The sequence below is a fragment of the Pseudomonas fluorescens genome (genome assembly GCF_000730425.1).
Classification (GTDB): domain Bacteria; phylum Pseudomonadota; class Gammaproteobacteria; order Pseudomonadales; family Pseudomonadaceae; genus Aquipseudomonas; species Aquipseudomonas fluorescens_X.
Window position 1 is genome coordinate 1,126,585 of record NZ_CP008896.1, and the last position, 25,359, is coordinate 1,151,943.

Here is a 25,359-nt window from a genome sequence, read left to right on the forward strand (position 1 = left end):
TCACCACACGCCCTCGTCCAGGCGTTCGCGGCTGGCCGGGAACAGGCGCAGCAAGGCGTTGTTATCGGAGATCGCGGGCAATGCCAGGTTCGAGCTGGCCTTGAGGTTGCGGTACTTCTCGCTGCTCAGTTGGGCCAGGGTCTCGCCGTCGCGCATGATCCGCGGACGGATAAATACCATCAGGTTCTGCTTGGTGCGCTGGCTGGCGTTGGAGCGGAACAGCCGCCCTACCCCCGGGATATCGCCCAGCCATGGCACCCGCTGGTCACTGTTCTTGGCCTCGTCGCCGATCAGCCCGCCGAGCACCACCAGGCCGTTGTCTTCGACCATGACCTTGGTCTTGATCTCACGCTTGTTGGTGATCACATCGCTGGCACCGGTGCTGTCGGCAATCGAGGAGACCTCTTGCACAATGTCCAGGCGCACGGTGTTGTCGATATTGATCTGCGGCTTGATCCGCAGCTTGATCCCCACTTCCTTGCGCTCGATGGTCTGGTAGGGGTTGGTGTTGTTCTGCGTCACCGAACCCGTCACAAAGGGCACTTCCTGGCCCACCAGAATCGACGCTTCGGCGTTGTCCAGGGTCAGCAAGGTGGGGGTCGAGAGCAGGTTGAAGCCGCTTTCGCTCTTGAGCGCATTGAGCAGCGCAATGAAGTTCAGCCCGCCGCCATTGAGCTTGCCAAAGCCTGCGGTGGCCCCAGGCACATTGGCCAACAGCTTGCCCAGGCCGGCGGTGTCGCCGCTGGCCGCGGCCCCCGCCAGGCCGGCGATGCTCGTACCACCGTTGGTAAAGTTCACCGCACCGCCGCCAAACGAGTCGCCCAGGAACAGCCATTGCACCCCCAGTTGCTGGGCGCGGGTATCGGAGACCTCGGCGATGATGGCCTCGACCACCACCTGGGCACGGCGGATATCCAGTTGTTCGACGATGGTGCGGTAGGCGGCGATTTCACTGTCCGGGCCGACCATCACCACGGCGTTGGTGCCCTCCTCCGACTCCATGCGAATCCCCGAGGCGCTGACCGCCACCGGTTTGGGCGCACCGTCCGTGGCGACGCCTTCAGCGCCGGCGCCGGGGGCGTCCTGGCTCAAGCCGCGCAGCACCTTGACCACTTCGGCCGCGTTGGCATGGCGCAGGTACATCACCACCGTGTTCGAGGGACGCAAGGCATTTTGCGGCTGATCCAATTGTTTGAGCAGCGCGCGTACCCGTTGGCGACTGTCGGCACTGCCGCGCACCAGCAAGGCGTTGCTGCGGGGGTCGGCAACCACCTGCGCACCATCGGCGCCCTGCTCGCGGGCCAGCAGGCGGGTCATCAATTGCGCGGTGTCATTAGCGCTGGCATTGACCAGGGGCAGTACTTCCAGGGGCTCCTGGCTGACCTGGTCGAGCTGCTGCAACAAACTGTCGATACGGTCGAGGTTACTGCGCCAGTCGGTGATCACCAGCAGGTTGGCTGCAGGGTATGGGCTGATCACCCCCACACGCGGGTCAATCAGCGGCTTGATGATATTGAGCATCTGTTCGCTGCCGGCGTTGCGCACACTGAACACCCGGGTGGCCATGCCATCGTTGCCCTGCCCGGCCTGGCGCGTGGACTCCACCGGCACCGGCTCCAGGCGCGCCGCCTGATCCGGCACGATCTTCACGCTGCCATTGGGCAGGTTGACCGCGGCAAAACCCTGGGCGCGCAACTGGGCGAGGAAGATGTCGTAGATCGCCTCGCTGCCGAGCATATCCAGGCTGCGTACCGTGACCTTGCCCTTGACCCGGGGATCGATGATGAACGTGGTGTTGGTGATGCGCGACACACTGTCGATGAAGTCAGTGAGTTCGGTGTCGATGAAATTCACTTCATATAAGGCCGGCGCTTCGACGGCGCGGACCGGGGTCACGCTCAAGGCCAGACACAATGCGCTCAGGCCTAGGCATTTATTGATCATGTGCATCGTCAGTTCATTCCTTGCGCTTGAGGCCGATCACCGGTCGCTCAGTCGGCCATGGCAAGCGCTCGCGCTGCCCTTGATTGTCAAAAATCAGCCCGCGTTCATCGATATCCTGCAAGACGATGCCCGGGGCCAGGCGCTGACCCAGGGTCAGCGTGCGTTCTTGTTGCCCGAAACGCAGGACCAGCACGGTGGCGCGCAACGGCGTGGCCTTGAGGCTGCCCAGGTAATCGACCTGGAGCGTGGTCAACGGCAGGTCACCGCTGGGCGCCAGACGTGGTGCCCAGTGGTTGCTCAACAGGTCGGCGACCGGCGCCGGCGCCGGGTATGGCGCGACCGGTTGCGCGATCCCGTGCCACAGTTGCAGCACACATTGCGCCGCCAGCCAGGCCAGCAGCGTAACCAGCAACAGGTTGAACAGGCCGGTTGCCCGGCTCAACTGACCAGGCTCCGTGGATGCCATCCCGGGTGCCCCTGTACGTAGCGCACCTCGGGCAATTGCAGGGGCGCCAGTTGCCAATCCGCCGGCTGCTCGCGCAACCAGCCTTCAAGGTGTTGCCACAGGGGTTGCCCGGCATCGGCGGCAAAGCCCAGGCCAAAGGTGCGACAGGTGCCGACCGGCTCGGCAAACTCGCTGACCCGCTTGCCGCCAGGACTGTAGGTGACCTGCCAGGGCTGGCCGAGCCAGCGCGGCAGGTCCTGGCTGTTGTCCAGCAACAGGGGTTCGCCAAACAGTTGCTCGGCGCCGTTCTCCAATACCTGGCGCACTTGCTGTGCCGGTACATCGACCACCGGCGCCGGGTAGCTGGCGCTCAGGCTGATCAAGTGTTCACGGGTAATCATCTGGCCACGGGCCAAGGGACTGTCGTAGCGCAGGCCCGGCAGCAACACCGCACTCTTGGGCTCACGGGCCAGGGCCTGGTGCAACAGGCGGTCCCAACTGCCACCACGCACATCGCGGCGCCAGAGGTTTTCCGGGGCCTTGGCCAGGGGCTGATCGAGCCAGGCGGCATGGGCTGCGCGCTGCTGTTGCAAGCGGGGTTGCAGGCGCTGGGCGTGGGCCTGGGCGGTAGCGTCCAACGCGCTGGCCTGGGCCGCAAAAAAACGTGCCTCAAAGCGCCATTGCCCCGCCTGCGCCTGGCAGCGGATGCGGAAGGCGCCGCTGGCCCGGGTCCCGCCCAGCACCACCGGTACGCGCTTGCCGGAGCGTTGCAGGATCTCCACCGGCTGCGGCCACAGATCCTGGCCACGGGCGCACAACATCAAATCCACCTGACTCAGGCGCTCGGCCAGCCAGAATCCCGGTCCGGTGCCGACATCGGCCAGGGCCACCACCAGGTCGGCTTCTTCGCGGGCCTGGGCGAGCACCGGTTGCAGGCTGTGCAGCCATTGCTTCAAGGAGGCTTGCTGGTCCCGTGCATAAGGGTCGGTAATGCCGACGACAGCAATACGCACGCCACCCCGGCGGAACACCTGCATACCTGGGGTAGCCAGGCGTTGCGCGCTGGCGCTGGCCAGCCCGGCACCGAGCACCGGCTGGCCGAATTGCTGGTACAGGCCCTGGCATTGTTCGGGCCACAGCACGCGCTCATCACTGCTGACCCGTACTTCGCTGCCGAGCAACTGGCTGCCCTGGACCCCGGACAGGCCCCGGGTCAGGTAGGCCAGGCCGCTGCCGTTCCAGCACTGGCCGTTTTCCAGGGTCAGGCTATTCTCCTGCCCTGCTTCATCGCGCAGGCGCTGCAACACCGCGCCGAGTACCGCATAACCGCCGGTTTGCACGCTGTCACTCAGGGAGGCATCCAGCAGGCCATCCAGGCGGCTGCCGTCGGCCTGGCGAAAACGCGCATTGGCCCCGGTGATCCAGGGTGCCTGGCCGATCCGTGTCGCCGGCCCCAGGCGCGTGGCGGGCACCACCGGGCGACCCGGCAGGCGTGCATCGAGGGTGTCGGCGATATACAGCAGGTCGACGGGCTGGCTGTCCGCAGGCCCCGCCGCAGCGCCCAGGCTAGAGCAGCCGGCCAGCCACGGCGCACAGGCGCCCAGCGTCATCCATCCCAATACATCGCGCCGCACCATTGAAGCCATTGTTCTCTCACCCTGAGGCTAACTCTGCTTTAAGGGCGGCATAGTGGGGGTCAATTAATGACGGTTTAATGTCAGTTTTTTAACAGGAGTGAAATATGCAGCCTTGTAACAAAAAGAAATAAAAGAAATACACATACATACATTTTTAACAAAACCGACCGCGAATCATCACATTCGGCTCTTAGAGTTCGGGCTCCTTTCAAAAATCGTGATCTACAAAGGACCTGATGAAATGAGTCGAGAGACTGGCGACAACCAGAATCGCAACCTGAGCCTCAATGAACCGATGGAATCGGTACTCACTGCCTACCTGAGCCGCCGCAGCGTGGTACGGGGCGGACTCGGCGCCGCGATTGCCATGATTGCCGGCACCGGCCTGACAGGTTGCTTTGACAGCGGCGGTGGCTCTGACCACAACACCCCGACCGAGCCCGCCAAACCGGCCCTGAAACTGGGCTTCAATTCGATCCCGGGCTCACGCACCGACGGCTGCACCGTGGCGGCCGGCTACACCGCGCACATCCTCGCGCCGTGGGGCACGCCGCTCAACAGCAACGCCGCACCGTGGAAAAGCGATGGCACCAATACCTCGACCGACCAGGCCAACTCGGTCGGTATGAACCACGATGGCATGCGCTTCTTCCCGATCAATGGCAGCTCCACTGACGGCCTGATCGCCATCAACCACGAATACATCGAGCAGTCCGAGTTGCACCCCAACGGCGCGACCCTGATCGGTGGCGTGCGTCCGGTGGAAGAAGTGCGCAAGGAAATCAATGCCCACGGTGCGGGCGTGATGCGGGTGACCAAGGTCAACGGTCGCTGGCAGGTGATGGAAAACGATCCACTGAACCGTCGTTTCACCTCGGCTACGCTGATGGACCTGTCGGGGCCGCTCAAAGGCACCGAGCACGTCAAGACCAAGTTCTCGCCAACCGGCACCCAGACCCGTGGCACCAACAACAACTGCGGCAATGGCTACACGCCATGGGGCACCTACCTGACCTGCGAAGAAAACTGGCCAGGGATTTTCGTCAACCGCAGCGGCAACCGCCCGGCCGACCAGGTGCGCATCGGCGTAGGTACCAGCAACGGCAACTATCGTTGGGAAAGTGTCGCGGGTGACCCGAGCGAAGTGAACGGCGAGTTCAGCCGTTTCAACGTCACCCCAAGCGGCGCCACGGCCACCGACGACTACCGCAACGAAGCCAGCACCTATGGCTACATCGTCGAGATCGACCCGTACAACGCCTCGACCCGTGCCGTGAAACGCACGGCACTCGGGCGCTTCCGCCACGAAGGTTGCTGGCCGGGCCTGACCACCGCCGGCAAGCCAGTGGTGTTCTACAGCGGCGACGACTCGCAGAACGAGTACCTGTACAAGTTCGTCTCCACCGCATTGTGGGACCCGGCAGACGCCAACCCCCGCGATCGCCTGGCCACCGGCGCCAAGTACATGGACAGCGGCAAACTCTACGTGGCGCGCTTCAATGCCGACGGCAGCGGCAACTGGCTGCTGCTCGACGTGGCCAGCCCGACCGTCGATGGCAGCACCCTGGGTGCGAAGTTCACCGACCTGCCGGGGATCATCCTCAACACCCGTGGCGCGGCCGATGCCCTGGGCGCGACACCGATGGACCGCCCGGAATGGACCTCAGTCAACCCGCTCAATGGCGACGTGTACCTGACACTCACCAACAACACCAGCCGCACCGTGGCCAACGCCGCCAACCCGCGTGTAAACAACAAACACGGGCACATCATTCGCTGGCATGACGCCGATAACCAGGTGTCCTTCACCTGGGACATCTTTGTATTTGGCGCCAACGCCGCAGGCACCCCGGACCTCAACCGCTCCGGCCTGACAGTACTGAACCAGTTCGCCAGCCCGGACGGCATGACCTTCGACAGCCGTGGCGTGATGTGGATCCAGACCGACAACGGCGAAAAAACCCTGACCGACTACACCAACGACCAGATGCTGGTGGTAATCCCCACCAATATGGTCGATGCCCAGGGCAAACAGGTACCGGTCAATGCCCAGAACCAGGCGGACCTGCGGCGCTTCTTCGTGGGGCCCAATGGTTCGGAAGTGACTGGGGTGACGTTTACGCCGGACAACAAGACAGTCTTCATCAACATCCAGCATCCAAGCAACTGGCCGTCCACTAACGTGGCTACCGACGTCACCGTGGGCAAGGTACGGGCACGGGCATCCACGGTGGTGATCCAGCGTACAGACGGTGGGGAATTGGCGATCTGACCAGGCTCGCGTAGCACCGCCCTTGCAGGAGCTGGCCGGTAGGTCAGCCACCAGATGGAGTGGCTGATAAGCCGCCATCGCTGGCAAGCCAGCGCCTACAGGGGATCTCACAGCACGCAGAACCTTGGATCAGCCACAGATCGAATGTGGGAGCCGACTTGCCGGCGCCTACTTCTGAATGCGGTGTGCGCTTTTAGAGCGGCAAAGGCTCCCGCGAGCGCAACAGCATGCCCTGCGCCGGCACTCGCGCGTGCCACTTCACCACGCCCTGGGCTTCGACACGGTACTGGCTGCGAAAGCGCTGGCCATCCAGGTCAATGTCCAGTTGCAGCAGGAAGTGGTCACCGTTGAGCTGCAGGCCTTCACTCAAACGCTCGAACATTGCGTCATCCATCGCCCCCAGGGCCTGGCGCAATTCGCCCGCATCGCGATAGCCCCCCGCCGGGCGTGCGCTGATCAGCCGGGTCAGGACCGAACGCGAGACCTCACCCTCATACAACGCATCCAACAGCGGCAGCATCTCCAGGTTCAGCGCATTGGCATTCAGGCGCCAGCCAGCGGTCTCGTCCAGGCTGCACAGCTGTGGATAGCGCAAAGCCCGCAGCGCGTCGGGAACGGCCAGCAGGTTCAATTCGCTGATATCGCGCATCCGTTGATTGGCCGCCAGACGCGGCGGTGATTGACGCAGGTATTCATTGCTTTCTGCACCTTGCAGGCGGGTCTGCTGGTCGGTGTCTAGCCAGTCGGCCAGGGTCTGGGCCAGGCGTTCGGCCGCCATGTCGGCCCCCAGCAGATGCACCAACTGGCGCTGGGCACGTTCGGCTTCGGGGCCGATCAAGGCGTTGACGTTAAAGCAGGTGTGCAGGTCGCGAATCTGGATGCTCGCCTTGCCACCCTTGAAGTCATAAGCCAACGGCTGCCCACGCATGGCCTGCCAGAACAACGGGCTGGCGCGCCACAGCGGGTCCTGCAGGGCCTGCTCGGTAAAGGCCAGGGCCGCCCGCTCGATCGCCCGCGCCTGTACCCGTTGCTGCACCAGACGCACGCTGTCGACCTGCTGGCGCCCTTGCTCGACCATCCAGGCCATGCCGCCCGCGAGCATGGCCAGGGCCACCAGCACCATCAATAACGCCGCCCCCTGCTGCCGCTTTTTGTCCATTGCCACGCCACCTTTGTGTAGATCCTGGCGACAGTCAACACAGTGGATGTTTCAACCAGGTGGCAGACTCACACAATTTCCGCAAAAACGTCACCGCGCCGTCATAAAGCCCCGGCAAACTGCGCCTTCATATTTCAAATCAATGGCTTGGAGTGGCGTTATGGGCGGTATAGGGATTTGGCAACTGGTCATCGTGCTGCTGATCGTGGTCATGCTATTCGGCACCCGGCGCCTCAAGGGCCTGGGCAGCGATGTGGGCGAGGCAATCAAGGGTTTTCGCTCCTCCATGGGCAACGAACCCGGCGCACAGGCGGCGCAAAAGACCAGCCTTGAGGCTCAAGCCGAGCCTGGGCGATCTGCAGACAGCAAACACTGATGTTCGATATCGGTTTCAGCGAACTGCTGCTGGTGGGCCTGGTGGCGCTGCTGGTACTGGGCCCCGAACGCCTGCCGGTTGCCGCACGCAATGCCGGGTTGTGGCTGGGCCGGGCCAAGCGGGCGATGAATACGCTCAAGGCCCAGGTCACTCAGGAACTGGACCACGAGCACCTGCTGCAAGGCATCGATCAGCAGCCATTGCGGCAACTGGAGCAGCAACTGCGCGACGGCATCCGCCTGGACGCCCCGCCGCCGCCAGAAACCACCCTTTCCCCAGGACAACCTGCCCCATGAGCGACCTGCCCTTGCCTGCCCCACGCCTGTCGGTGACCGGCCACCTGACCCGGTTGCGCTCGCGCCTGGTGCGCTGCGTCCTGGCGATCCTCCTGGTGTTCTGTGCTCTGTTCCCCTTTGCCCAGCAGCTCTACAGCTTCGTCTCGCAGCCGCTGCGCGATTTCTTGCCCAGCGGCGCCACGATGATCGCCACCGGGGTGACTTCACCCTTTCTGGCTCCGCTGAAGCTGACCCTGATGATCGCCCTGTTCATCAGCATGCCGCTGCTGCTGCACCAGGCCTGGGGCATGATTGCACCTGCGGTGTACCGCCAGGAACGCCGCACCGCCGCCTGGTTGCTGGCCGCCAGTGTGGTGCTGTTTTACGCGGGCATGGCGTTTGCGTTTTTCCTGGTGTTCCCGATGATGTTCGGCTTCTTTACCAGCGTGACCCCGGACGGCGTGGCGATGATGACCGATATCGCCCTGTACCTGGATTTCATCCTCGCGCTGTTGCTGGCGTTCGGCCTGGCGTTTGAAATCCCGGTGGCCACCTTCCTGGTGATCTGGGCCGGGATCACCGATGTGCAGACCCTGCAGAAAAGCCGGCCCTATGTGATCGTCGGTTGCTTTGTGGTGGGCATGCTGTTGACACCGCCCGATGTGTTTTCCCAGACCATGCTGGCGGTGCCGATGTGGATTCTGTTCGAGCTGGGGCTGCTGGCCAGCCGGTCTGTCAGCCAGCCCCTGCCTGACGCCTCGGAAATCGACGCTGGCCGACAGCTGTAGCTGTGCGCGGGTATGCCGCAAACCACTACTCGCGGTCGAACAGGTCCTGCGCCTCAATGCAAAAAGGGTTGGCGACGGTGGATTTCTAACGCCCGTAGCATTGCGACCTGCCCGGAGCAAGGCCGTCCCGCCGACAGATTAAACAAAATGTTGACTTAGTAAGGCACCAAGATAAACTGCGCCTTATGAATATTTTAGAGAACAAACACCACATCATGCTGCGTGAGCTTGACGGGGTGCCCGCCGAAGTCCGGGACAGCGTCAAGCTGTGCTTCGAGCTGCTGTCGGCGGCGGCCGCGATCAATCGCGTGTGTGCCATCCGGCTGGCCCGCTACAACCTGTCAGAGGGCCGCTTCGTCATCATGCTGACCCTCAAGAGCGCCGGCGGGAAGCTGTCGCCGCTGGAGTTGGCGACACGCCTGTCGATTACCACCGGCACCGTGACTGGCTTGCTCGATGGCCTGCAGGGCGATGGGTTTATCAAGCGCAAGACCGACCCGACCGACCGCCGCAAGCTGATCATCAGCCTGACCGCCGACGGTAAGCGCGTGGTCGATGAGGTGTTTGCCGAACACACCGACTGGATCAGCGGCATCATCCAGGGCCTGAGCCTTGAGCAGCGCCAGGCCTTGTCCGAGTCGATCTACTGCATATCGGCCAGTCACGCCCTGTCCCAGCAACTGCCGGATGGGCATTAGGCCCGGGTTTCAATTGCGTCAATCGCGGTAGTCACACAAGGAGGTGTCTGATGCTGCACAGTCAACGAGTGATGACCAATTTCGGCAGGAAGCCACGCATTCACAGTGGCGTCGATGTCATCCGCCACAGCATGGTCTCCCTGGAGCGCTACATCCCGCCGGCGCTGTACCGGCGTCTGTTTATCCAGCGCATCGCCCGTCACTCCCTGGCCATCGAAGGCTTCGAGTTTCGCCCGGTGCAAAGCCTGTTCGAACTGGAAGAGGCCTTGCGCCTAGTCAACGACAGCTATGCGCGGCGCGGCATCTCGACGGTGTGTCGGGCCGGCATGCGCTTTTCCGCGTTTCATCTGCTGCCGGGCACCACCACCTTCGTGGCGGTCAAGGACCGGCAGATCGTCGGCACCGTGTCGTTGATCGAGGACTCCATGCTCGGCCTGCCCCTGGAAGAGGTGCATGGCAACGAGGTAGTCCTGCAACGCCTGGCCGGCGCCCGCCTGGCCGAGGTCGGCACCCTGGCCGTGGCCGCCGGGTATCGCGGCAAGGGTGTGCCGTTGATGCTCTACAACGCGATGTTTCGCTGGGCCATGCATTTTCGCGGGGTGCAGCGGCTGCTGATCGCCGTGCACCCACGGGCGGGGGCGTTCTATCGCAATGTGTTGTTCTTCTCCCCCATGGGCCGGGTGCAGCCCTATGCCAAGCTCAACAATGCCTTGTCGCTGCCACTGTCTCTGGACCTGGGCAATGCGCCGGCGGTTTTCCAGCAGGCCTATCAGCGCCCTGCCCTGGGGTTTGCGGTCGAAGGGCAGCGCACGCACTTCTACGACTTTTTCTGTCGCAGTGACTACGCCCATATCCGCCTGCCCGCCACCGGCAGAGTGCGCCCCTGGGACGCGCACGAAGTGCTGACCCATATGGCCCGCTGTGGCGTGCATGGCCACAACCTGGCGCCACGGATCCAGCGGGCGCTGGCCCTGGCGTAAGCAAGTTCAAACGTCATTTCATGGAGGAAGCAGTATGGACAGCGGATTGCTGCGCGCGATATTCAGGGAAATAACGATCAAGCAACCGTTCGAGCGCATCCCCGAACCGGCCTTGGTCATGGAAGAACAGCAGAGTGTGGCGTCCTACGCCGACAGTGCCGCCCAGGGCCAGGCCTTGTCCGGCACCCACCTTTATCACTGCGCGCAGATGTGCGCGCTGATCAAGCCCGGCGATGTGGTACTGGACATCGGTTGCGGCCCGGCGGCCCTGTTGCTGCAAGTCGCACGGCTCAACCCACGGGCCGAATTCATTGGCATGGACCTGTCGCAGAGCATGCTGGAGGTGGCGCGTGAAGCGTGTCACCAGCAAGGCATCGACAACGTGCAGCTGATTGAAGATGACATGACCCGGCTCGGCATGATCGCTGACCGCAGCGTGGATGTGGTGATCTCGTCGATGGCCCTGCATCACTTGGAAAACCTCGGCCAGCTGGAAGGGACTTTTCGCAATATCTCCCGGGTGCTGCGCAATGACCGGGCGATCTACCTCAATGACTTCGGGCGCCTGAAAACCATCGAGTCGGTCGACTACTTTGTCGAGCGCGCCAGTGACGGCGCAGATGCCGAAACCCTGCTGGACTACCGCAACTCGCTGCTCGCGGCGTTTTCGCTGGAAGAGTTCCAAACCCTCGCCGCCAGCTACCTGGGGCCCTGTGCCAAGGTCTACAGCACAGCGTTCAGCCCGTTGATGATGGTGATTCGCACGCCCAAGCGGCGCTGCGTGAACGTGATGAAACCCGAGTTCCGGCGCCGCTACAGTGCCCTGCCCGCCAGCCGCCAGGCGGATGTGAACCAATTGCGCCTGTTCCTGCGCCTGGGAGGCCTGGCCAGTGCCTTTTGAACCCGCCCACCTGGCACTTGCCCAGCAGCAGTGGCGCGAGGTACTCGGTGACGCCGGTGTGCGCGTCGATCCGGCCAGCCTTGAGCGCTTCCAGCGAGACACCTTGTGCTCCCCCGCGTATGCCAGGGTAGTGATTGCGCCACGCTCCCCCGAGCATGTGTCGGCATGCATGGTAATCGCACGGCGCTATGGGGTTGCCGTGCATCCGATCAGTACCGGGCACAACTGGGGCTACGGCACCGCCGCGACCACCGACGAGCGTTGTGTGTTGATGGACTTGTCCGGGATGGACCGGATTCTGGCGTTCGATGAGGAGCTGTCGGTGGTGACCCTGGAGCCCGGGGTGACCCAGGGTGACCTCGCCCGCTATCTGCAGGAACACAACCTGCCTTGGATGACCCCCGTCACGGGGGCCGGCCCGACCTGCAGCGTACTGGGCAACGCACTGGAGCGCGGCTTTGGCATCACGCCCCACACCGACCATTTCCAGGCAGTGCTCGGCCTCGAAGCGGTGCTGGCCGACGGCACGCTGTACCGCTCGCCGATGTCCCTCGGGTTCACCGCGCCCTGTTTCAAATGGGGCGTGGGGCCGTACCTGGATGGCCTGTTCAGCCAGAGCGGGCTGGGCGTGGTGACGCAGATGTCGATTGCCCTGGTGCGCAAGCCCGAGGTTATCCAGCCGTTTTACTTCTGGGTCGATGAAGAACACGGTCTGGAAGCGGCCCTGGCGGGCATCAAGCGCATACTCGACCTGGCTCCCGGGCAGATCGGTGGCATCAACCTGATGAACCGCACGCGGCTGCTGACCATGGCCAGTGAAGCCCCCCAGGTGGTGGGCATGAGCGAGGCACAGCAACGGGCCGCTGCCGATGCCCTGGGCTTACCCGCCTGGATGGGCGTGGGTTCGATCTATTGCCAGAAGGCGCAGCACGCCTCGCTCAAGCGCATGATCAGCCTTGAGCTGGAGTCTTTCGCCAGCAAACTGCTGTTCAAGACCCGTGGGCAGTTGAGCGCAGCACGGCGCTTGCTCGGCCATCTGCCCGGCGGCTGGTCCCGGCGCTGGCAGCGAACCCTGGACAAGATGCTGCAAGGCATCGACCTGATGGAAGGCCAACCCAGCGAAGTGGCCTTGCCGCTGGCCTACACTGCGGGCGCCAAAACGCTGCCCGGCGCGCCCCTGGACCCGGCGCGGGATAACTGCGGGCTGATCTGGTACGCACCGATCCTGCCGCTGAAGACTCAACCCGTGGCCGACTTTGTGCGCGCCATGGAGCGTCGTTGCCATCAGCAGCAAATGCCTTGCCCGGTGACGCTGACCAGCCTGTCGAGTCGCGCCATCGACTGTACCGTGCCGCTGCTGTTCGATCGCGCGGATGCCCAGGCATCGGACCGGGCCCATGAGTGTTATCGCCAGCTGTTTGCCCAAGGCAAGGCCCAGGGCGTATTGCCGTATCGCGTGCCCGTCAGCTTCATGCACCTGCTGACCGACTCCGCAGGGCCCGCCTGGCAGCTCGGGGCGCGGCTCAAGGCGGCACTGGATCCCGACAACCTGCTTTCACCGGGGCGCTACTGCGCCACCAACCCAACGCCTGCCCAGCCCATGACCGCGTCGGTGGTATCGATATGAATGAAGAACGCAAAGACCTGATTGACCAGGGCCTCCTGGCAACCCGCAATCTGGGCGAGTGCCTGGCCGTTGACCAGGTAGCGCTGGCAGCGGCCCTTGCCGCGCAGTTGGAACCGTCACTGGCCCGGACACTGTTGAGCGCAGCCCAGGCCAGCCAGACACTGGGCATCTCCAAGAAAGTCGCCGCCCTGGGCCTTGCGCTGGGGCAATGGCTGGAAGCCGCCGCCCTGCCCTTGCGCGAGCAAACCTGGCGCCTGTTGCTGGAGCATCCTTCAGACACCGTGCGCAGCTGGGCGGCCTTCGCCAACGTCTATTGCCAACGCAACAGCACGCTGGAGCAGGCCTTGCTGAGCCAGTTCCGGTTTGCCACCGATCCACACTTTGGCGTGCGCGAATGGGCCTGGATCGCCCTGCGCCCCCTGCTGGCCCGGGACCTGGGCGCCTCGCTGGAACTGCTACGCAGCCATACCCGTAGCGACGACCCGCTGATCCGCCGCTTCTGCGTTGAAATCCTGCGCCCGCGCGGGGTCTGGTGCGAACACATCGCCCCGCTCAAGGCCGAGCCACACATGGCCGAACCCCTGCTGATCGGCATGCTCGATGAAACCGACAAATACGCCCAGGACTCGGTGGCCAACTGGATCAACGACGCCAGCAAGACCCGCCCGGACTGGGTACAGCAGTTGTTCCAGCGCCACCCGCCCAGCGGCAAGGCCGCCACCAGGATTTTCACCCGGGCTACCCGCAGCCTTTCTCAATAGACGTGAACAGGAGTCACCCATGTCGCTCAAGGACAAGCTACAAACCGTCAAGGATCAGATGGCCCAGTTGCCTGCCGAGGTCCTGCACAAATTCCAGGCATCGCTACAGAAGCTGCTCGACAGCCATCTGGGCGACAAGGCCCTGAAGGCCAACGACAAGGCGCCCCTGGCGGTACTCAAGGATGCTGACGAACAGGATGTGGACCTGCGTCAGTTACTGGATAAAGGCCCGCTGGTGCTGGTGTTCTACCGAGGCCTGTGGTGCCCCTTCTGCGGCCAGGCGTTGAGCGCCTACCAACAGATGGTCACCGACCTGGCGGCCTCGGGCGCCACCCTGGTGGCGGTGTCGGCGCAGACGCCCGAGTTCTCGCGCAAGACCCGCGAGGCCCTCGGCATCAACTACCTGCTGCTCAGCGATGCCGACAACCAGTTGGCGCGCCAGTACGGCCTCGTGTTCAAGCTCGAAGACGAGCTGGACGAGGTCTACCGCTCCCTAGGCGCCGACCTCAAGCTGTTCAACGGCTCCGAGGCCCTGACCTTGCCAATGGCAAGCGCCTTTGTCATCGGCCAGGACGGGGTGATCCGCGCCGCCTTCGTCAACGTGGACTACTCGCAACGGGTAGAACCCCAGGAATTGATCACGGCCGCCAGCGCCGCCTAAAACGGCCATTCTCGCCGAAGGCACCCTTGCCTTCGGCGAATCCACTTGTTCAGGGACTGACGACATGAAACGAATCGCAATCATGGGGGCCGGCGTAGCCGGTCACCTGGCCGCGCTGTACTTCAAAAAAAGGCTACCGGGTGTCGACGTCATCCTGATCGGGCGCCCGGACCGCAAGCGCCCGATCGTCGGCGAGTCCACAGTCGAGTTGACCACCCACTTCTTCAAAGGCCTGGGGCTGGGGCGCCTGTTGGAAGAAAAGCACTACCACAAGTACGGCCTGACTTATTACCTGAAGCTGCGCAACAACCCCGAGTGCCGCAACTACGTGGTGCACGAGGCCCCCGGCGTGATCCGCATGCCGGCCTACAACCTCAACCGCTTCAGTTTCGACAAGGACCTGCGCCAGATTGTCGGCGATCACCAGGTACACATGATCGAGGCTGACGTCACCGCCGTTGACCTCAATGCCGGCGAGCACGCCACCCATCTGCTGACCCTGCGCAGCGCCGCCGACGAGCAACAGCAACTGACCGCCGACTGGGTGGTGGACGCCACCGGGCGCAATCGCTTCATGGCGAAAAAGCTCAAGCTGCACAAAGAGGCGACTTACCAGCGCAGTACCTTCTGGCTGCGGCTCAAGGACTTCGACCGCAGCATCTTGTCCAGCATCACCGCGCACAAGGACAAACATCACTGCTACGACCCGTACTACGTGACCCACCATTTCTACGGCAAGGGCTACTGGATCTGGATGATCCCGATGCGCAGCGACGATGGCAACGAGATGATCAGCATCGGCATCACCTACCGCCCAGACATGATCGAGCAGAAAATCAGCACCCTGGAGGCGTTCAAGGACAAGGTCATGGCCGACCACCCGGTGATTACCGAGTTGATCGAGTCGGGCCAATTGGTCGATACCCAGGCCATGCACAACTACATGTACGAGGCGCGGCAATACTACTCGACCGAAGGCTGGTTCCTGCTGGGCGACGCAGCCTTTACCTTCGACCCGGCCAACAGCGCCGGGCTGGCCTATGTGGCGCAGCAGATCCCGCAGGTCGCGGCGATGATCGAGAAGGACATCCATGGCAGCCTGACGCCCGCCTACGTCAATTGCCTGGAGTCGCACATCCAGGCGCAACTGGCCCTGCAGGACACCTGGAGCAAGTGGTACGAGGTGATGGACGACCCGTTCATGATGGGCTGGACCCTGCTGTTCGCCAACATGGCGTACTTCCATGTGGTGCTGCCGATGTACATGACCGGGGACTTTCTCGATGGTCATCAGGCCCAGCAATTTGCCGATCTGCTGCCGCGCTACACCCGCGAGATGCAACCCTCGCCGCTGCCGTTTGCCTGCCTGCTGCAAGAGATCCGCCGCTCCAACCCGGGCTTGAGCCCGACGATGATGCCCAACCTCTACTCGCGCACCATCAACTTCGACCTGTACAAGGCCGAAAACCGCGCACGGCCGATCTACGCGTCCAACTATTACCTGCGCTCGGCCCTGCTGCGGGTGCGGCTGATGAAAATGGTCAAATGGTCGCTGTCCACGCACCACCTCAGGTTGCTGCTGCGCCATGGCTGCGGCGCGGTGCAGGACCTGGCGCGGGCTGCGGTCCTGCGTCTCAAGCCTTCGTTGTTCTACAAATATGGTGAGTCGCCGGAGCTGCTCAAATCTCCGTTCGGCAAGGAAGGTGGCTTCCTCGACCTGGTACGTCGCGGGTGAACGGCATGACCCAGGTCCGACCTGACTCGACAGCCGATTTGCTGGAGCGAAGTGCCGTGCAACTGGCGGGGTTGATCCGCAGCAAGCAGATTTCGCCGGTGGAGTTGATCGAGCAGTGCATTACCCGCCTGGAGCAGGTCCAACCGCTCTGCAATGCGATGGCCGTCGACCTGTTCGAGGGGGCCCGCGACGCGGCACGCCGTGCCGAACAGGATGTACTCAAGGGCCGGCCACTGGGACACTTGCACGGTGTGCCCTTTTCCATGAAGGAAGGCCTGGGCCTGGCGGGGCAGCCCAAGACCTGTGGTTCGCGCTTGCGCAGCCACACCCGGGCGTTGAGTACCGCCACGGTCGCCGCGCGGCTGATGGCCGCCGGCGCCATCCCCCTGGCCCTGGGCAATCAGGCAGAAATGGCGCTGTGGCCCGAGACGGACAACCTGGTGTATGGCCGCACACTCAACCCCTACGACACCACACGCACCGCCGGTGGCAGCAGCGGCGGCGACTCGGTGCTGGTTGCCAGCCAATGCGTGCCCTTTGCCCTGGGCACCGACGGTGGCGGTTCGATCCGTATCCCGGCGGCGTTCAATGGGATCTTTGGCTTGAAACCGTCACGGGGCCTGGTACCGCTGAGCGGGCACCTGCCGCTGGACGAGCACCGCGTGTCGCTGCCGGTGTCTCAGGCCGTCGCCAGCCACTTTGCGGCAGGCCCCCTGTGCCGCTATGCCGAAGACCTCGGCGCAGTGCTACAGATCATCGCCGGCAGCGACGGGATCGACCGCAATATCCACTCGGGCTATCGGCAGCCAGCCCAGGCGACAACGCTCAAGCGCGTATTCGTCTGCCTGCCCGGCCCACTCAAGTGGGGCACCCCCCTCTCGCCCGCCGTGGCCGCGGCCGTGACCGAGACCGGCCAGCGTTATGCTGACCAGGGTGTGGACGTGCACGCCTGGAATGAAGGCTGTTTTGCCAACGCCTTTTTTATCTGGCTGGCCGTGCTCAAGTGCGAGACGAACATTCACCTGGCCGACTACCTCGGGGATGGGCAGCCATTGAGTTATCCACGGGCGCTGTATGCCGCCCTGGCCGGCAAGCCGCTGTTCTCCCGCGGGCCACTGCTCGCCAGCCTGATGGACAGCGGCGGCGATCGGCTCGGTAACCCGGGGCTCGCGCGGTTCCTGAAGCAGCGCGATCACGTGCAGCAGGTCCTGGCCGGGCTGTTCGACGGCCAGAGCATTTTGGTGTTGCCGGTCACGCCGACCGTTGCACCCGCCCATGGCAGCGCCCTGAAGCGTCCGTTCGATATCGGCTATTGCGCGCTGTTCAATGTGCTCGGCTTTCCGGCTCTTTGCGTGCCCATGGGACGCCTCGACCAGGGCTGCCCGGTGGCTGTGCAGCTGGTGGCCGGGCTGGGGCAGGACGCGTTGTTACTGGAAGCCGCGCGCTTTCTGGAAATGGAATTCGGCGGCTGGCGCAAGCCCCCGCTCTAACACTTAAAGCACTAGGACACCCCATGCAAACCACTACCAGCGCTATCACGCTACAACCCACTGTGCCAGCAGGCGGGCAATCGGCCGTGGGCTCCCAGGCCGAGCACTTGACCTTGTTGTTCCTGATCCAGCTGATCGTGATCTTCAGCGCCAGCCGCCTGATCTCCTGGCTCAGCACCCGCTGCCTGGGGCAAACCCCGGTGGCCGGGGAGATTCTCGCCGGGCTGGTCCTGGGCCCGAGCCTTCTGGGCTATTTTTTCCCGGAACTGCTCAGCAGCATCTTTGTGCCGCAAACCTCCACCGCCTTTGTCGCCACGGCCCAGGTCGGCCTGATTCTGTTGATGTTCCAGGTGGGCCTGGAATTTGAATTCGGCGCCCACCTCAAGGGGCGCAAACGCTCGATCATGGCGATCAGCCTGGGCGGCCTGCTGGTGCCGTTTGCCAGTGGTTTCCTGGTGGCCGAGTACTTCTGGCAGCAGATCGTCGGCGACAAGCCACCGTTGCTGGCGTTCCAGCTGTTTTTTGCCACGGCGTTGTCGATCACCGCCCTGCCGATCCTTGGGCGGATCTTCATGGAACTGGGGTTGTCCCGCTCCCGCGTGGCCACCCTGACGATTGGTGCGGCGGCCATCGATGATGTGTGCGGCTGGCTGATTCTCGGTGGGGTGACGTCGATCATCGCGTCCAACTTCAGTGTGTGGGCCTCCCTCGGCAGGATCCTCGCGCTGGCGGTGTTTATCGTGCTGGTGCTGTGGGTGGTGCGGCCCTTGGTGCTGCGCTGGATCATCGGCGACCTGGAGCGCAAACCGCTGTCGGCCCAGGGCATTTCCCTGATGCTGATCGTGCTGTTTGGCAGTGCGGTGATCACCAACCTGATCGGCGTATTTTCGATTATTGGCGGTTTTATCATCGGCGTCGCCCTGCACACCCATCGGCCCTTTGTCACGCAGTGGAATGCCAAGGTCAGTGGCCTGGTCAATGCGTTTTTCCTGCCGGTGTTCTTTGCCTACACCGGATTGCGCACCGACATCGGCTCGCTCAACGGCGACACGGCGCTGCTCAATTGCTTTTTGGTCTGCCTGGTGGCGTTCGCCAGCAAATTCCTCGGTGCCTATGGCGCCAGCCGCTGGCTGGGCGAAACACCGCGCAACAGTGCATTGATCGGCGTGTGCATGAACACCCGGGCGCTGATGGAACTGGTGGTGCTTAACGTGGGCTATGACTTGGGGGTATTGCCCAAGGAATACTTCACCATGTTGGTGATCATGGCCATCATCAGCACCTTTATCGCCTCGCCTCTGATTCGCTTGCTGACCAGCGAAGAGCGGCGCGTACCGCTGGGCCAGCCTGCGGTGAAATAGGCGCGGGCAGGCCTGCCCCCATAGCATCAGGTTGCGCCAGCCGGGCGCCATGGAGGGCGACTAAAAAACGCTGAACGGGTAATCGACAATCACACGGTACTCATCGGCATTTGAATTGCCCCGGGTATTGCCTGGCGCGGTGTATCCCTGCGCTGAGCGGTGCGTGGCCCAGCGCAGGGTCAGGTTCAAGCCTTTGGCCTTGCCGTCCGGTACGGCATACCGCAGGGCGACGTCCCGTTCCCAATGGTGGGCATCTTTACCGGCAGCGTTGTAGATGTAGCCGTAACCGGCGCTGTTGGGATCGACCCGGGTCAAGTCTGCTTCACCCCGGGTGTATGAGGTGCTGAGTTGCAGATCCGGCGCGTTGATAAACGCCAGGTTCGTCTGGTATTGGATCTTCCAGGACTTTTCTCCCGGCGCGTTGAAGTCTGCGTATTGCTGGGAGTTGCCCAGGTAGAGGAAGGTCCGGTCGTCCTGGATCATGTAGTCGAACGGCGTGTCCCCATCCACTTTCTGCACCCCCAGGGTCAGGCTTTGACCGGCTCCGGACAGGGTCAGGCCACCGCTGTAGGTGTTGTTGTCGATACTGCCCAACCGGCTCTGGCCCTGATCGCGGGTATTGAAATAGCGCAGGTACGGCGTCAGCGTCAGCGTTGGCGCCAGCTTGAAGGGGTAGCTGGCGGCGGCGTAGTACTGGTTCCAGATATCGCTCAGTTGGCCGCCATACAGGGTCAGTGTCATTGCCCCCGGCACTGCATAGACACCGCCCAGCCAACTCATGGACGAGCTCTCGCGATCGGCGGCCACTCCAGCCTTGTTGCCGCTGCCGTAACTGGTGGTCAAATGACTTTGGCCGCTCTGGTTGCGCTGGCGCGTGGAGTCGACCCAACCGGCGTCCAGGGTCAGGTGGTCCAGGCTGTAGTGCTTGAGCGTGACGCCGCGAAATGTCTGCGGAAAAACGCGGCTGACACCACTGGCGATCAGCGGGTTTTCAAGGTACTGGTCACCCGCCTGCATCAGGCTGTCAAACCCACGCAACTTGAGGGCGGCGCCCGCAGAGGAGAAGTCCGACTGCGGAGCACCTTCTGAGTCCAGCGGCAGCAACCCGGCCCCGCCACTGCCCCCGCCGCCATCCAGCTTGAGCCCATAAAAGCCATGCACATCCAGCCCCACGCCAATGGGGGTGTCGGTGTATCCCGAACGAAAGGACAGGTACACGCCCTGCACCCATTCGCGCTGGTCACGCCGTGACGGGGTGTTGTGGTTATCGCGGCCCAGGTAGTAATTGCGCAGCAAGCCATTGAGGGACGAACCACTGACAAACCCCGGCGCGACCGCCAGCTCAGCCTTCTGCCGTTCATTGATACCGGTGCTGAGGTTGTCCCGCTGGCCAAGGGAGTTGTCGGCGTACGCGGCCCCTGCCGACAGTGACACCGTCAGCGACATCGACACCCGTGCCAGCCGTCTCAGGGCACATTCCATCAACGCGGCTCCTGTTGTTCCAGCACGGTCACGGTCGCCGTGGTGCCCGCCCGCAAACGGCCCTGGCTGGCGTACCCAGGATCAATGCCGATCCGGACCGGCACCCGCTGTGCCAGCTTGACCCAGGTGTAGCTGGGGTTGATGTTGGCCAACAAGCGACTGCCCGGGGAATTCTCCCGGTCGGTGATGGCGAACGCGATGCTCTGTACAGTGCCACCAAAGGTTTCGCCGCTCATCAGCTGAATCCGGACACGGTCGCCCTCGGCAATCCGTGGCAGCTTGGTTTCCTCGAAATAGCCACTGACATAGAAGGACTCGCTGTCCACCAACGCCAGCAAGGCACCGCCGGCGGTGGCGTAGTCGCCCTGGCGCGTCAACAGGTTAGTCACGTAGCCACTGACCGGCGCGATGACCCGGGTGCGTTGCAAATCGAGCTCTGCCTGGGTCAATGCCGCCTTGGCCAACTGCACATTGGCCTCGGCCAGTGCGAGATTGGCCTGGTTGCTCAACAGTTGCGCCTGGGCAACCGCCACGTCGGTACTGGACTTCTCCCATTCCTCGCCGGAGATGGCAAACCCCTGCTTGAGGCTGCGTCGCCGCCGCTCCTCGCTCTGGCGCTGCTTGAGCTGCGCCTCGCTGGCGATGATCGCCGCCTGGGACTGGCCCAGGGTGGCCTTGGCCACGTCCACCGAACGCCGTGCATGCTCGACCGCCAGGGCGTAGCGCGCCGGATCGATTTCCAGCAGCACATCGCCCTTGGTCACATGCTGGTTATCCTGCACCCGCAGGCTGACGATCAACCCGGAGACATCCGCCGGCAGTGTCACCACATCGGCACGCACACGCGCGTCGCGGGTCCAGGGCGAGCGGGTGTAATGCTCCCAAGCGAACCAACCCAGTACCAGCGCCAGCAAGACCACCACCAGGGTAATCAGTTGGGGGATGATTTTTTTCAAGTTCATGGGGTTCCCATCACTAAAATGACCACAGCACAGACGCAGGCATAAAGCGCCCCTTCAAACAGCGCCTCGTGCCAGACCCGCCGTAACACGCCCAGGCGGCGCAACCCCCAGTCCAGCAGCATGAACACCGGCAACGCCAACAGCAGGGCCTGGGCAATCGGCGGCAGGTACACGCCGCCCACCTCGAAATCAATCGGCAAGGGCCGGCACTCCTTCTTCCACGGGTTCAAGAAATTCGCGGTAGCGCTCCAGGAACGAAGCCACGATCAGCACGGCCACCCGAATGCGAAACACCGACCACAGCTGCTCATGCCCTGAGGGCAACGCGCTCGCGTGCAGTTGGTCCAGCTCGTCACCCAGTTGACGCAAGCCGGTGGCCAGGGCCTGCACGTCAACACCCGACCGGCCCGCCACATAACGTCCGGACTGATCCAGGACGGACTGCAAACGGGCCTTGGTTGCCGTTGTGAGCAATGTATTTTCCTGGCCTTGCTGCTTGAGCTGGTTCAGGGCGATCCCCAGGGCCATGCAGGCGAGGCTGACCTCAAACAGCGCGTTGGAGCGCTGATCGTTGGCGGCCGGCAACAACCCCAGCATCATGGTCAGGCGGTCCACCATCCGGCTTTCAAAGGCGAACTGGCGCGAGTCCGCCGTAGAAGTCTGGAGCAGCGCGTAGACCTGGCCACGGCTCTCGTCATACAGGCGCTGGATCCGCCGCGCCGGGTTGAACGGAAACACCCAGGCGTACACCAGCAACGACAGGGCACAGGCGCCAATGTAGGCACCGGCAAACTCGAACCACTGGCTCGCGGTGTTCTGCCAGGCCCCGATATTCTGTGGGCCTACCATCAGGAAGGTCGACAGGCCCAGGCCCATGCCGATCCCCGCCGTCATCGGGCTGGCCAGGCCCACCGCAATCACATACAGCAGCGGTGCCAGGATCAGAAACAGCATTTCTACATCGCCAATGGCCGGCACCAGCATGAACTGATAGACCGCCGAGACCACCAGAGACAGGCCAAACCCGCGTGCGTAATTCTGGCTCGCGGCCAGAGGCCGGGGAAAAGTTGCCATCAACGAACAGAGGATGCCCACCAGGATCATCCCGGCCCGGGCGCCGTCCCACGCGGTCTCGATCCAGATCAGGCCGCTGGCGAGCAACGCCGTAAAGGCCCGCGCTGCGTTCATCCCGGCCAGGCGCCAGTCCAGGTACAGCGGGTTGCTCTGGCCCTGGCGATGCGCACAGCTGGCCCGGCGGCCGTCCTGGATGGCGTCGCTCAGTTCGAGGATTTCCTCCAGTTGATGCAACAGGCGCGCCTGTTCCCAACGCAAGGCCCAGGCCAGTGCGCGCAAGGTCCCGGTCATGGGCCCGGCGTGCTGCTCGGCATTTTTTGCCTGTTGATCAAAGCGCTTTTGCAGCGCGGTGAAACGCTTGCGCGCTTCGGTCGACAATGAACGCCCGGCCACTGCCAGTTCGTCCAGAAACGCCAATTCATCAGCGCGCAACTGTTGGATATCCTCGGGCAGAGCGCCTTCCCAGCGCTCACCGATCAGCATGCGCTGGCGGCGCAGCACGGTCAGCCGCGAGGTCAGCAGCACCAATTGGTTGCCGAGCAATTGCACCAGCCCATTGGCACTGCGCAGCCGTGGGGCGTCGAAGTACAAGTGCCGGCGCAGGCCTTCCAGGGCGCTGATTTCGCCCAACAACTGCATCTGGCGCTGGTGGAAGTCGGCCTCGCTTTCTTCGGTACGAATCACCGCCGCTGCGTGGGCGGCCATCAGTTTCAGTACCTCGTCGACCTTGGCAAAATAGCCCCGCGCCACCGCTTCCGGGCGCGCCGTGAGCAGACTGACCAGGCAGACACAGGCCACCGCCAGCAGCGTCTCAGTCAGCCGGGTAATCGCCAGCATCAGGGTGTTGTCCTGCTCAGGCACTGCCAGCAGCCCCACCACCACGGCGGTAAAACCGCTGAGCACGAAGGCATGGGACCGGGTATAGCGCAACAGCGTGCCGCCGGCGGTGCAGAACGCCAGCCACAACGACAAGGTGATCACGAAGGGTAACGGTGCCTGGGGGAAAATCCCCATGATCAACACCGCCACTGCGGCACCGACCAGGGTGCCGATAATCTGCGAAAAACTGCGCTGCAACGCCATGCCGCCCAGGGGCTGGCTGACGATAATCACAGCCATCACCGACCATTTGGGTTGATCCAGGTCGAAGATAAAGGCCAGGTACAGCGTCAACAGCCCCGCCGCGACGGTGCGCAAGGCAAACAGCAACACCCCGAGGCCGGGGTTGAACACTATCTTGAAATAGTTGATCAGCGGCTGCATGGGAGCCCTTCGTCCTGGACTGAAGCGGGGCTGCACAAGCAGCGCAGCCCCCAGACCTGGGCTTACTTGCCCTCAGTCAACGCGTTGTAGCTGGTGAACAGGTTGCGATAGTCCGGGATGTGGTTGGAAAACAAGGTGCCCAGGCCTTCGATATCGTTGCGCCAGTCGCGATGCAGCTCACACGCCAGGCCAAACCAGGTCATCAACTGCGCGCCGTTGGCCGACATGCGGTTCCAGGCCGATTGCTGGGTCAATTCGTTGAAAGTGCCGGAGGCATCGGTCACCACAAACACTTCATAGCCTTCGGCCAGGGCTGACAGCGCCGGGAACGCCACGCACACCTCGGTCACGACGCCTGCGATGATCAGTTGTTTCTTGCCGGTCGCCTTGATGGCCTTGACGAAGTCTTCGTTGTCCCAGGCGTTGATCTGGCCGGGGCGGGCAATGTAGGGCGCGTCCGGGAACAATGCCTTGAGCTCCGGCACCAGCGGGCCGTTGGGGCCGGTTTCGAAACTGGTGGTCAGGATGGTCGGCAGCTTGAAGTATTTGGCCAGGTCAGCCAGGGCCAGTACGTTGTTCTTGAATTTGTCGGGCTCGATATCGCGGACCAGTGACAGCAACCCAGCCTGATGGTCAACCAGCAGGACGGCTGCGTTTTCTTTGTCCAAGCGAACGTAAGGTTTAGACATCATGATGCTCCTGGGAAAAGGGTGCCTCCCGAAATGGGCAGCACCTGGAAAGACCAACCGCGTTTACTTGCGCTGAGAGTCTAGTTCTTCGTGGTTGTTTGCCACTTCCTGCGCCTTGATGTAGCTCTCGATCAGCAATTGGTAGTGCGGCATGGCCTGGGTGTAGACGTTCGCCCACTCCTGGGCATCCGGACGGTTCCACGAGCCTTGCAGTTCCGACAGGGTGCCCATGATGTCGATCGGCACCACGCCGGCCTGGGCCAGGCGCGCCACGGTCAGGTCGGTGGCCAGCTTCGAGTGGTTGCCCGACGCGTCGACCACGGCAAATACCTTGTAGCCTTCATGCACGGCTGCGATGGACGGAAACGCCAGGCACACGCTGGTCAGGGTGCCGGCAATCACCAGGGTCTTCTTGCCCGTGGCTTTGACGGCGGCACGGAACTCGGGGTTATCCCAGGCGTTGATCTCGCCACGACGGGCAACGTATTGGGCGTGGGGCGCCGATTCGTGAATTTCCGGAATCAACGGACCGTTCGGCCCCTGGGGGACTGAAGCGGTGGTGATGACCGGGATTTTCAACAGGGTTGCCGCCTTGGCCAAGGCAATGGCGTTGGCGCGCAATTGAGGAACGTCAATGTCCTTGACGATCTGGAACAGACCACTCTGGTGGTCGATCAGCAACATGGCGGTGTCGGTGGGGTCAATTGTCGGCTTCTGACCATTGAAGTTTGCAGCATTACCTGAAGCGCTCATTTGCATTTCCTCTTGCATGGATGAAC

The 25,359-nt window shown here is 63.2% G+C and carries 23 protein-coding genes; 13 read left to right on the forward strand and 10 right to left on the reverse strand.

Annotation, left to right across the window (positions count from 1 at the left end; translation table 11 throughout):
• From gspD to HZ99_RS04660, 3 genes are read right to left on the reverse strand one after another with little or no spacing between them, the layout of a single operon-like run.
• Positions 1–1,950, reverse strand: coding sequence for a type II secretion system secretin GspD (gene gspD, locus HZ99_RS04650; protein WP_115284177.1), 1,950 nt, complete (start codon positions 1,948–1,950; stop codon positions 1–3).
• A 7-nt stretch (positions 1,951–1,957) separates the two neighbouring features.
• Complete coding sequence (locus HZ99_RS04655; protein WP_038441610.1) at positions 1,958–2,386, reverse strand: pilus assembly protein PilZ; 429 nt, start codon at positions 2,384–2,386, stop codon at positions 1,958–1,960.
• Positions 2,383–4,035, reverse strand: a complete 1,653-nt coding sequence (locus HZ99_RS04660) for a lipoprotein UxpA (RefSeq protein ID WP_038441611.1) — start codon at positions 4,033–4,035, stop codon at positions 2,383–2,385. The genes HZ99_RS04655 and HZ99_RS04660 overlap by 4 nt, the downstream gene beginning before the upstream one ends.
• A gap of 232 nt (positions 4,036–4,267) precedes the next feature.
• On the opposite strand from HZ99_RS04660, the gene HZ99_RS04665 reads away from it, so the two are divergent.
• Positions 4,268–6,298: a PhoX family protein gene (locus HZ99_RS04665; RefSeq protein ID WP_038441612.1), complete on the forward strand. Its 2,031-nt coding sequence runs from the start codon at positions 4,268–4,270 to the stop codon at positions 6,296–6,298.
• A gap of 193 nt (positions 6,299–6,491) precedes the next feature.
• On the opposite strand, the gene gspK is transcribed toward HZ99_RS04665, so the two are convergent.
• Positions 6,492–7,457 carry a type II secretion system minor pseudopilin GspK gene (gene gspK, locus HZ99_RS04670; RefSeq protein ID WP_038441613.1) on the reverse strand — a complete coding sequence of 322 codons (966 nt, stop codon included), beginning with the start codon at positions 7,455–7,457 and terminating at the stop codon, positions 6,492–6,494.
• Between the two features lie 160 nt (positions 7,458–7,617).
• Between gspK and tatA the strand changes: the two genes are divergently transcribed.
• The 12 genes from tatA to HZ99_RS04730 all read left to right on the forward strand — a co-directional run bounded on the left by tatA (position 7,618) and on the right by HZ99_RS04730 (position 19,110).
• A complete protein-coding gene (tatA, locus tag HZ99_RS04675; RefSeq protein WP_038441614.1) occupies positions 7,618–7,833 on the forward strand; it encodes a twin-arginine translocase TatA/TatE family subunit in 216 nt (71 codons plus the stop codon).
• Complete coding sequence (gene tatB / locus HZ99_RS04680; protein WP_038441615.1) at positions 7,833–8,129, forward strand: Sec-independent protein translocase protein TatB; 297 nt, start codon at positions 7,833–7,835, stop codon at positions 8,127–8,129. The genes tatA and tatB overlap by 1 nt, the downstream gene beginning before the upstream one ends.
• The gene (gene tatC / locus HZ99_RS04685; protein ID WP_038441616.1) at positions 8,126–8,896 is read left to right on the forward strand and encodes a twin-arginine translocase subunit TatC; all 771 of its coding nucleotides are present in this window, start codon (positions 8,126–8,128) and stop codon (positions 8,894–8,896) included. The genes tatB and tatC overlap by 4 nt, the downstream gene beginning before the upstream one ends.
• Positions 8,897–9,081: 185 nt before the next feature.
• Positions 9,082–9,594 (forward strand): MarR family winged helix-turn-helix transcriptional regulator, encoded by a 513-nt coding sequence (locus HZ99_RS04690; protein ID WP_038441617.1) that lies wholly within the window; start codon positions 9,082–9,084, stop codon positions 9,592–9,594.
• Between the two features lie 50 nt (positions 9,595–9,644).
• Positions 9,645–10,574, forward strand: a complete 930-nt coding sequence (locus tag HZ99_RS04695; protein ID WP_038441618.1) for a GNAT family N-acetyltransferase — start codon at positions 9,645–9,647, stop codon at positions 10,572–10,574.
• A gap of 34 nt (positions 10,575–10,608) precedes the next feature.
• Positions 10,609–11,475: a class I SAM-dependent methyltransferase gene (locus HZ99_RS04700; RefSeq protein WP_038441619.1), complete on the forward strand. Its 867-nt coding sequence runs from the start codon at positions 10,609–10,611 to the stop codon at positions 11,473–11,475.
• Positions 11,465–13,102, forward strand: a complete 1,638-nt coding sequence (locus HZ99_RS04705) for an FAD-binding oxidoreductase (RefSeq protein WP_051903050.1) — start codon at positions 11,465–11,467, stop codon at positions 13,100–13,102. The genes HZ99_RS04700 and HZ99_RS04705 overlap by 11 nt, the downstream gene beginning before the upstream one ends.
• Positions 13,099–13,863, forward strand: a complete 765-nt coding sequence (locus tag HZ99_RS04710; RefSeq protein ID WP_038441620.1) for a hypothetical protein — start codon at positions 13,099–13,101, stop codon at positions 13,861–13,863. Before HZ99_RS04705 ends, HZ99_RS04710 begins: the two co-directional genes overlap by 4 nt.
• Before the next feature lie 19 nt (positions 13,864–13,882).
• Positions 13,883–14,524 carry a peroxiredoxin-like family protein gene (locus tag HZ99_RS04715; RefSeq protein WP_038441621.1) on the forward strand — a complete coding sequence of 214 codons (642 nt, stop codon included), beginning with the start codon at positions 13,883–13,885 and terminating at the stop codon, positions 14,522–14,524.
• A 64-nt stretch (positions 14,525–14,588) separates the two neighbouring features.
• Positions 14,589–16,259, forward strand: coding sequence for an NAD(P)/FAD-dependent oxidoreductase (locus HZ99_RS04720; protein ID WP_038441622.1), 1,671 nt, complete (start codon positions 14,589–14,591; stop codon positions 16,257–16,259).
• A gap of 5 nt (positions 16,260–16,264) precedes the next feature.
• Positions 16,265–17,749, forward strand: a complete 1,485-nt coding sequence (locus HZ99_RS04725; protein WP_038447903.1) for an amidase — start codon at positions 16,265–16,267, stop codon at positions 17,747–17,749.
• Between the two features lie 23 nt (positions 17,750–17,772).
• Positions 17,773–19,110: a cation:proton antiporter gene (locus HZ99_RS04730; RefSeq protein WP_051903052.1), complete on the forward strand. Its 1,338-nt coding sequence runs from the start codon at positions 17,773–17,775 to the stop codon at positions 19,108–19,110.
• A gap of 60 nt (positions 19,111–19,170) precedes the next feature.
• Here HZ99_RS04730 and HZ99_RS04735 read toward each other — a convergent pair whose 3' ends face one another.
• The 6 genes from HZ99_RS04735 to HZ99_RS04760 all read right to left on the reverse strand — a co-directional run bounded on the left by HZ99_RS04735 (position 19,171) and on the right by HZ99_RS04760 (position 25,333).
• A complete protein-coding gene (locus HZ99_RS04735) occupies positions 19,171–20,592 on the reverse strand; it encodes an OprD family outer membrane porin (RefSeq protein ID WP_038441623.1) in 1,422 nt (473 codons plus the stop codon).
• Positions 20,592–21,554: an HlyD family secretion protein gene (locus HZ99_RS04740; protein WP_404942427.1), complete on the reverse strand. Its 963-nt coding sequence runs from the start codon at positions 21,552–21,554 to the stop codon at positions 20,592–20,594. Before HZ99_RS04740 ends, HZ99_RS04735 begins: the two co-directional genes overlap by 1 nt.
• The gene (locus tag HZ99_RS04745; protein WP_038441624.1) at positions 21,551–21,754 is read right to left on the reverse strand and encodes a DUF1656 domain-containing protein; all 204 of its coding nucleotides are present in this window, start codon (positions 21,752–21,754) and stop codon (positions 21,551–21,553) included. Before HZ99_RS04745 ends, HZ99_RS04740 begins: the two co-directional genes overlap by 4 nt.
• Entirely contained in the window at positions 21,744–23,891 is a 2,148-nt protein-coding gene (locus tag HZ99_RS04750; RefSeq protein WP_038441625.1) for an FUSC family protein, read from the reverse strand. Before HZ99_RS04750 ends, HZ99_RS04745 begins: the two co-directional genes overlap by 11 nt.
• A 62-nt stretch (positions 23,892–23,953) precedes the next feature.
• On the reverse strand, positions 23,954–24,580 hold the full coding sequence (ycaC, locus tag HZ99_RS04755; protein ID WP_038441626.1) for an isochorismate family cysteine hydrolase YcaC: 627 nt from the start codon (positions 24,578–24,580) through the stop codon (positions 23,954–23,956).
• 63 nt (positions 24,581–24,643) lie between these two features.
• Positions 24,644–25,333 carry an isochorismatase family protein gene (locus HZ99_RS04760; RefSeq protein ID WP_038447913.1) on the reverse strand — a complete coding sequence of 230 codons (690 nt, stop codon included), beginning with the start codon at positions 25,331–25,333 and terminating at the stop codon, positions 24,644–24,646.
• Positions 25,334–25,359 lie beyond the last annotated feature (26 nt).

Bases quoted from the DNA above. Each gene is read 5' to 3' on its own strand.
- tatB (WP_038441615.1), top strand. From the start codon at position 7,833: ATGTTCGATATCGGTTTCAGCGAACTGCTGCTGGTGGGCCTGGTGGCG.
- HZ99_RS04715 (WP_038441621.1), top strand. From the start codon at position 13,883: ATGTCGCTCAAGGACAAGCTACAAACCGTCAAGGATCAGATGGCCCAG.
- gspD (WP_115284177.1), bottom strand. From the start codon at position 1,950: ATGCACATGATCAATAAATGCCTAGGCCTGAGCGCATTGTGTCTGGCC.
- HZ99_RS04725 (WP_038447903.1), top strand. From the start codon at position 16,265: ATGACCCAGGTCCGACCTGACTCGACAGCCGATTTGCTGGAGCGAAGT.
- gspK (WP_038441613.1), bottom strand. From the start codon at position 7,457: ATGGACAAAAAGCGGCAGCAGGGGGCGGCGTTATTGATGGTGCTGGTG.
- HZ99_RS04760 (WP_038447913.1), bottom strand. From the start codon at position 25,333: ATGAGCGCTTCAGGTAATGCTGCAAACTTCAATGGTCAGAAGCCGACA.
- ycaC (WP_038441626.1), bottom strand. From the start codon at position 24,580: ATGTCTAAACCTTACGTTCGCTTGGACAAAGAAAACGCAGCCGTCCTG.
- HZ99_RS04720 (WP_038441622.1), top strand. From the start codon at position 14,589: ATGAAACGAATCGCAATCATGGGGGCCGGCGTAGCCGGTCACCTGGCC.
- HZ99_RS04665 (WP_038441612.1), top strand. From the start codon at position 4,268: ATGAGTCGAGAGACTGGCGACAACCAGAATCGCAACCTGAGCCTCAAT.
- HZ99_RS04730 (WP_051903052.1), top strand. From the start codon at position 17,773: ATGCAAACCACTACCAGCGCTATCACGCTACAACCCACTGTGCCAGCA.
- tatA (WP_038441614.1), top strand. From the start codon at position 7,618: ATGGGCGGTATAGGGATTTGGCAACTGGTCATCGTGCTGCTGATCGTG.
- HZ99_RS04750 (WP_038441625.1), bottom strand. From the start codon at position 23,891: ATGCAGCCGCTGATCAACTATTTCAAGATAGTGTTCAACCCCGGCCTC.
- HZ99_RS04695 (WP_038441618.1), top strand. From the start codon at position 9,645: ATGCTGCACAGTCAACGAGTGATGACCAATTTCGGCAGGAAGCCACGC.
- HZ99_RS04700 (WP_038441619.1), top strand. From the start codon at position 10,609: ATGGACAGCGGATTGCTGCGCGCGATATTCAGGGAAATAACGATCAAG.
- HZ99_RS04740 (WP_404942427.1), bottom strand. From the start codon at position 21,554: ATGAACTTGAAAAAAATCATCCCCCAACTGATTACCCTGGTGGTGGTC.
- HZ99_RS04660 (WP_038441611.1), bottom strand. From the start codon at position 4,035: ATGGCTTCAATGGTGCGGCGCGATGTATTGGGATGGATGACGCTGGGC.
- HZ99_RS04690 (WP_038441617.1), top strand. From the start codon at position 9,082: ATGAATATTTTAGAGAACAAACACCACATCATGCTGCGTGAGCTTGAC.
- HZ99_RS04735 (WP_038441623.1), bottom strand. From the start codon at position 20,592: ATGGAATGTGCCCTGAGACGGCTGGCACGGGTGTCGATGTCGCTGACG.
- tatC (WP_038441616.1), top strand. From the start codon at position 8,126: ATGAGCGACCTGCCCTTGCCTGCCCCACGCCTGTCGGTGACCGGCCAC.
- HZ99_RS04710 (WP_038441620.1), top strand. From the start codon at position 13,099: ATGAATGAAGAACGCAAAGACCTGATTGACCAGGGCCTCCTGGCAACC.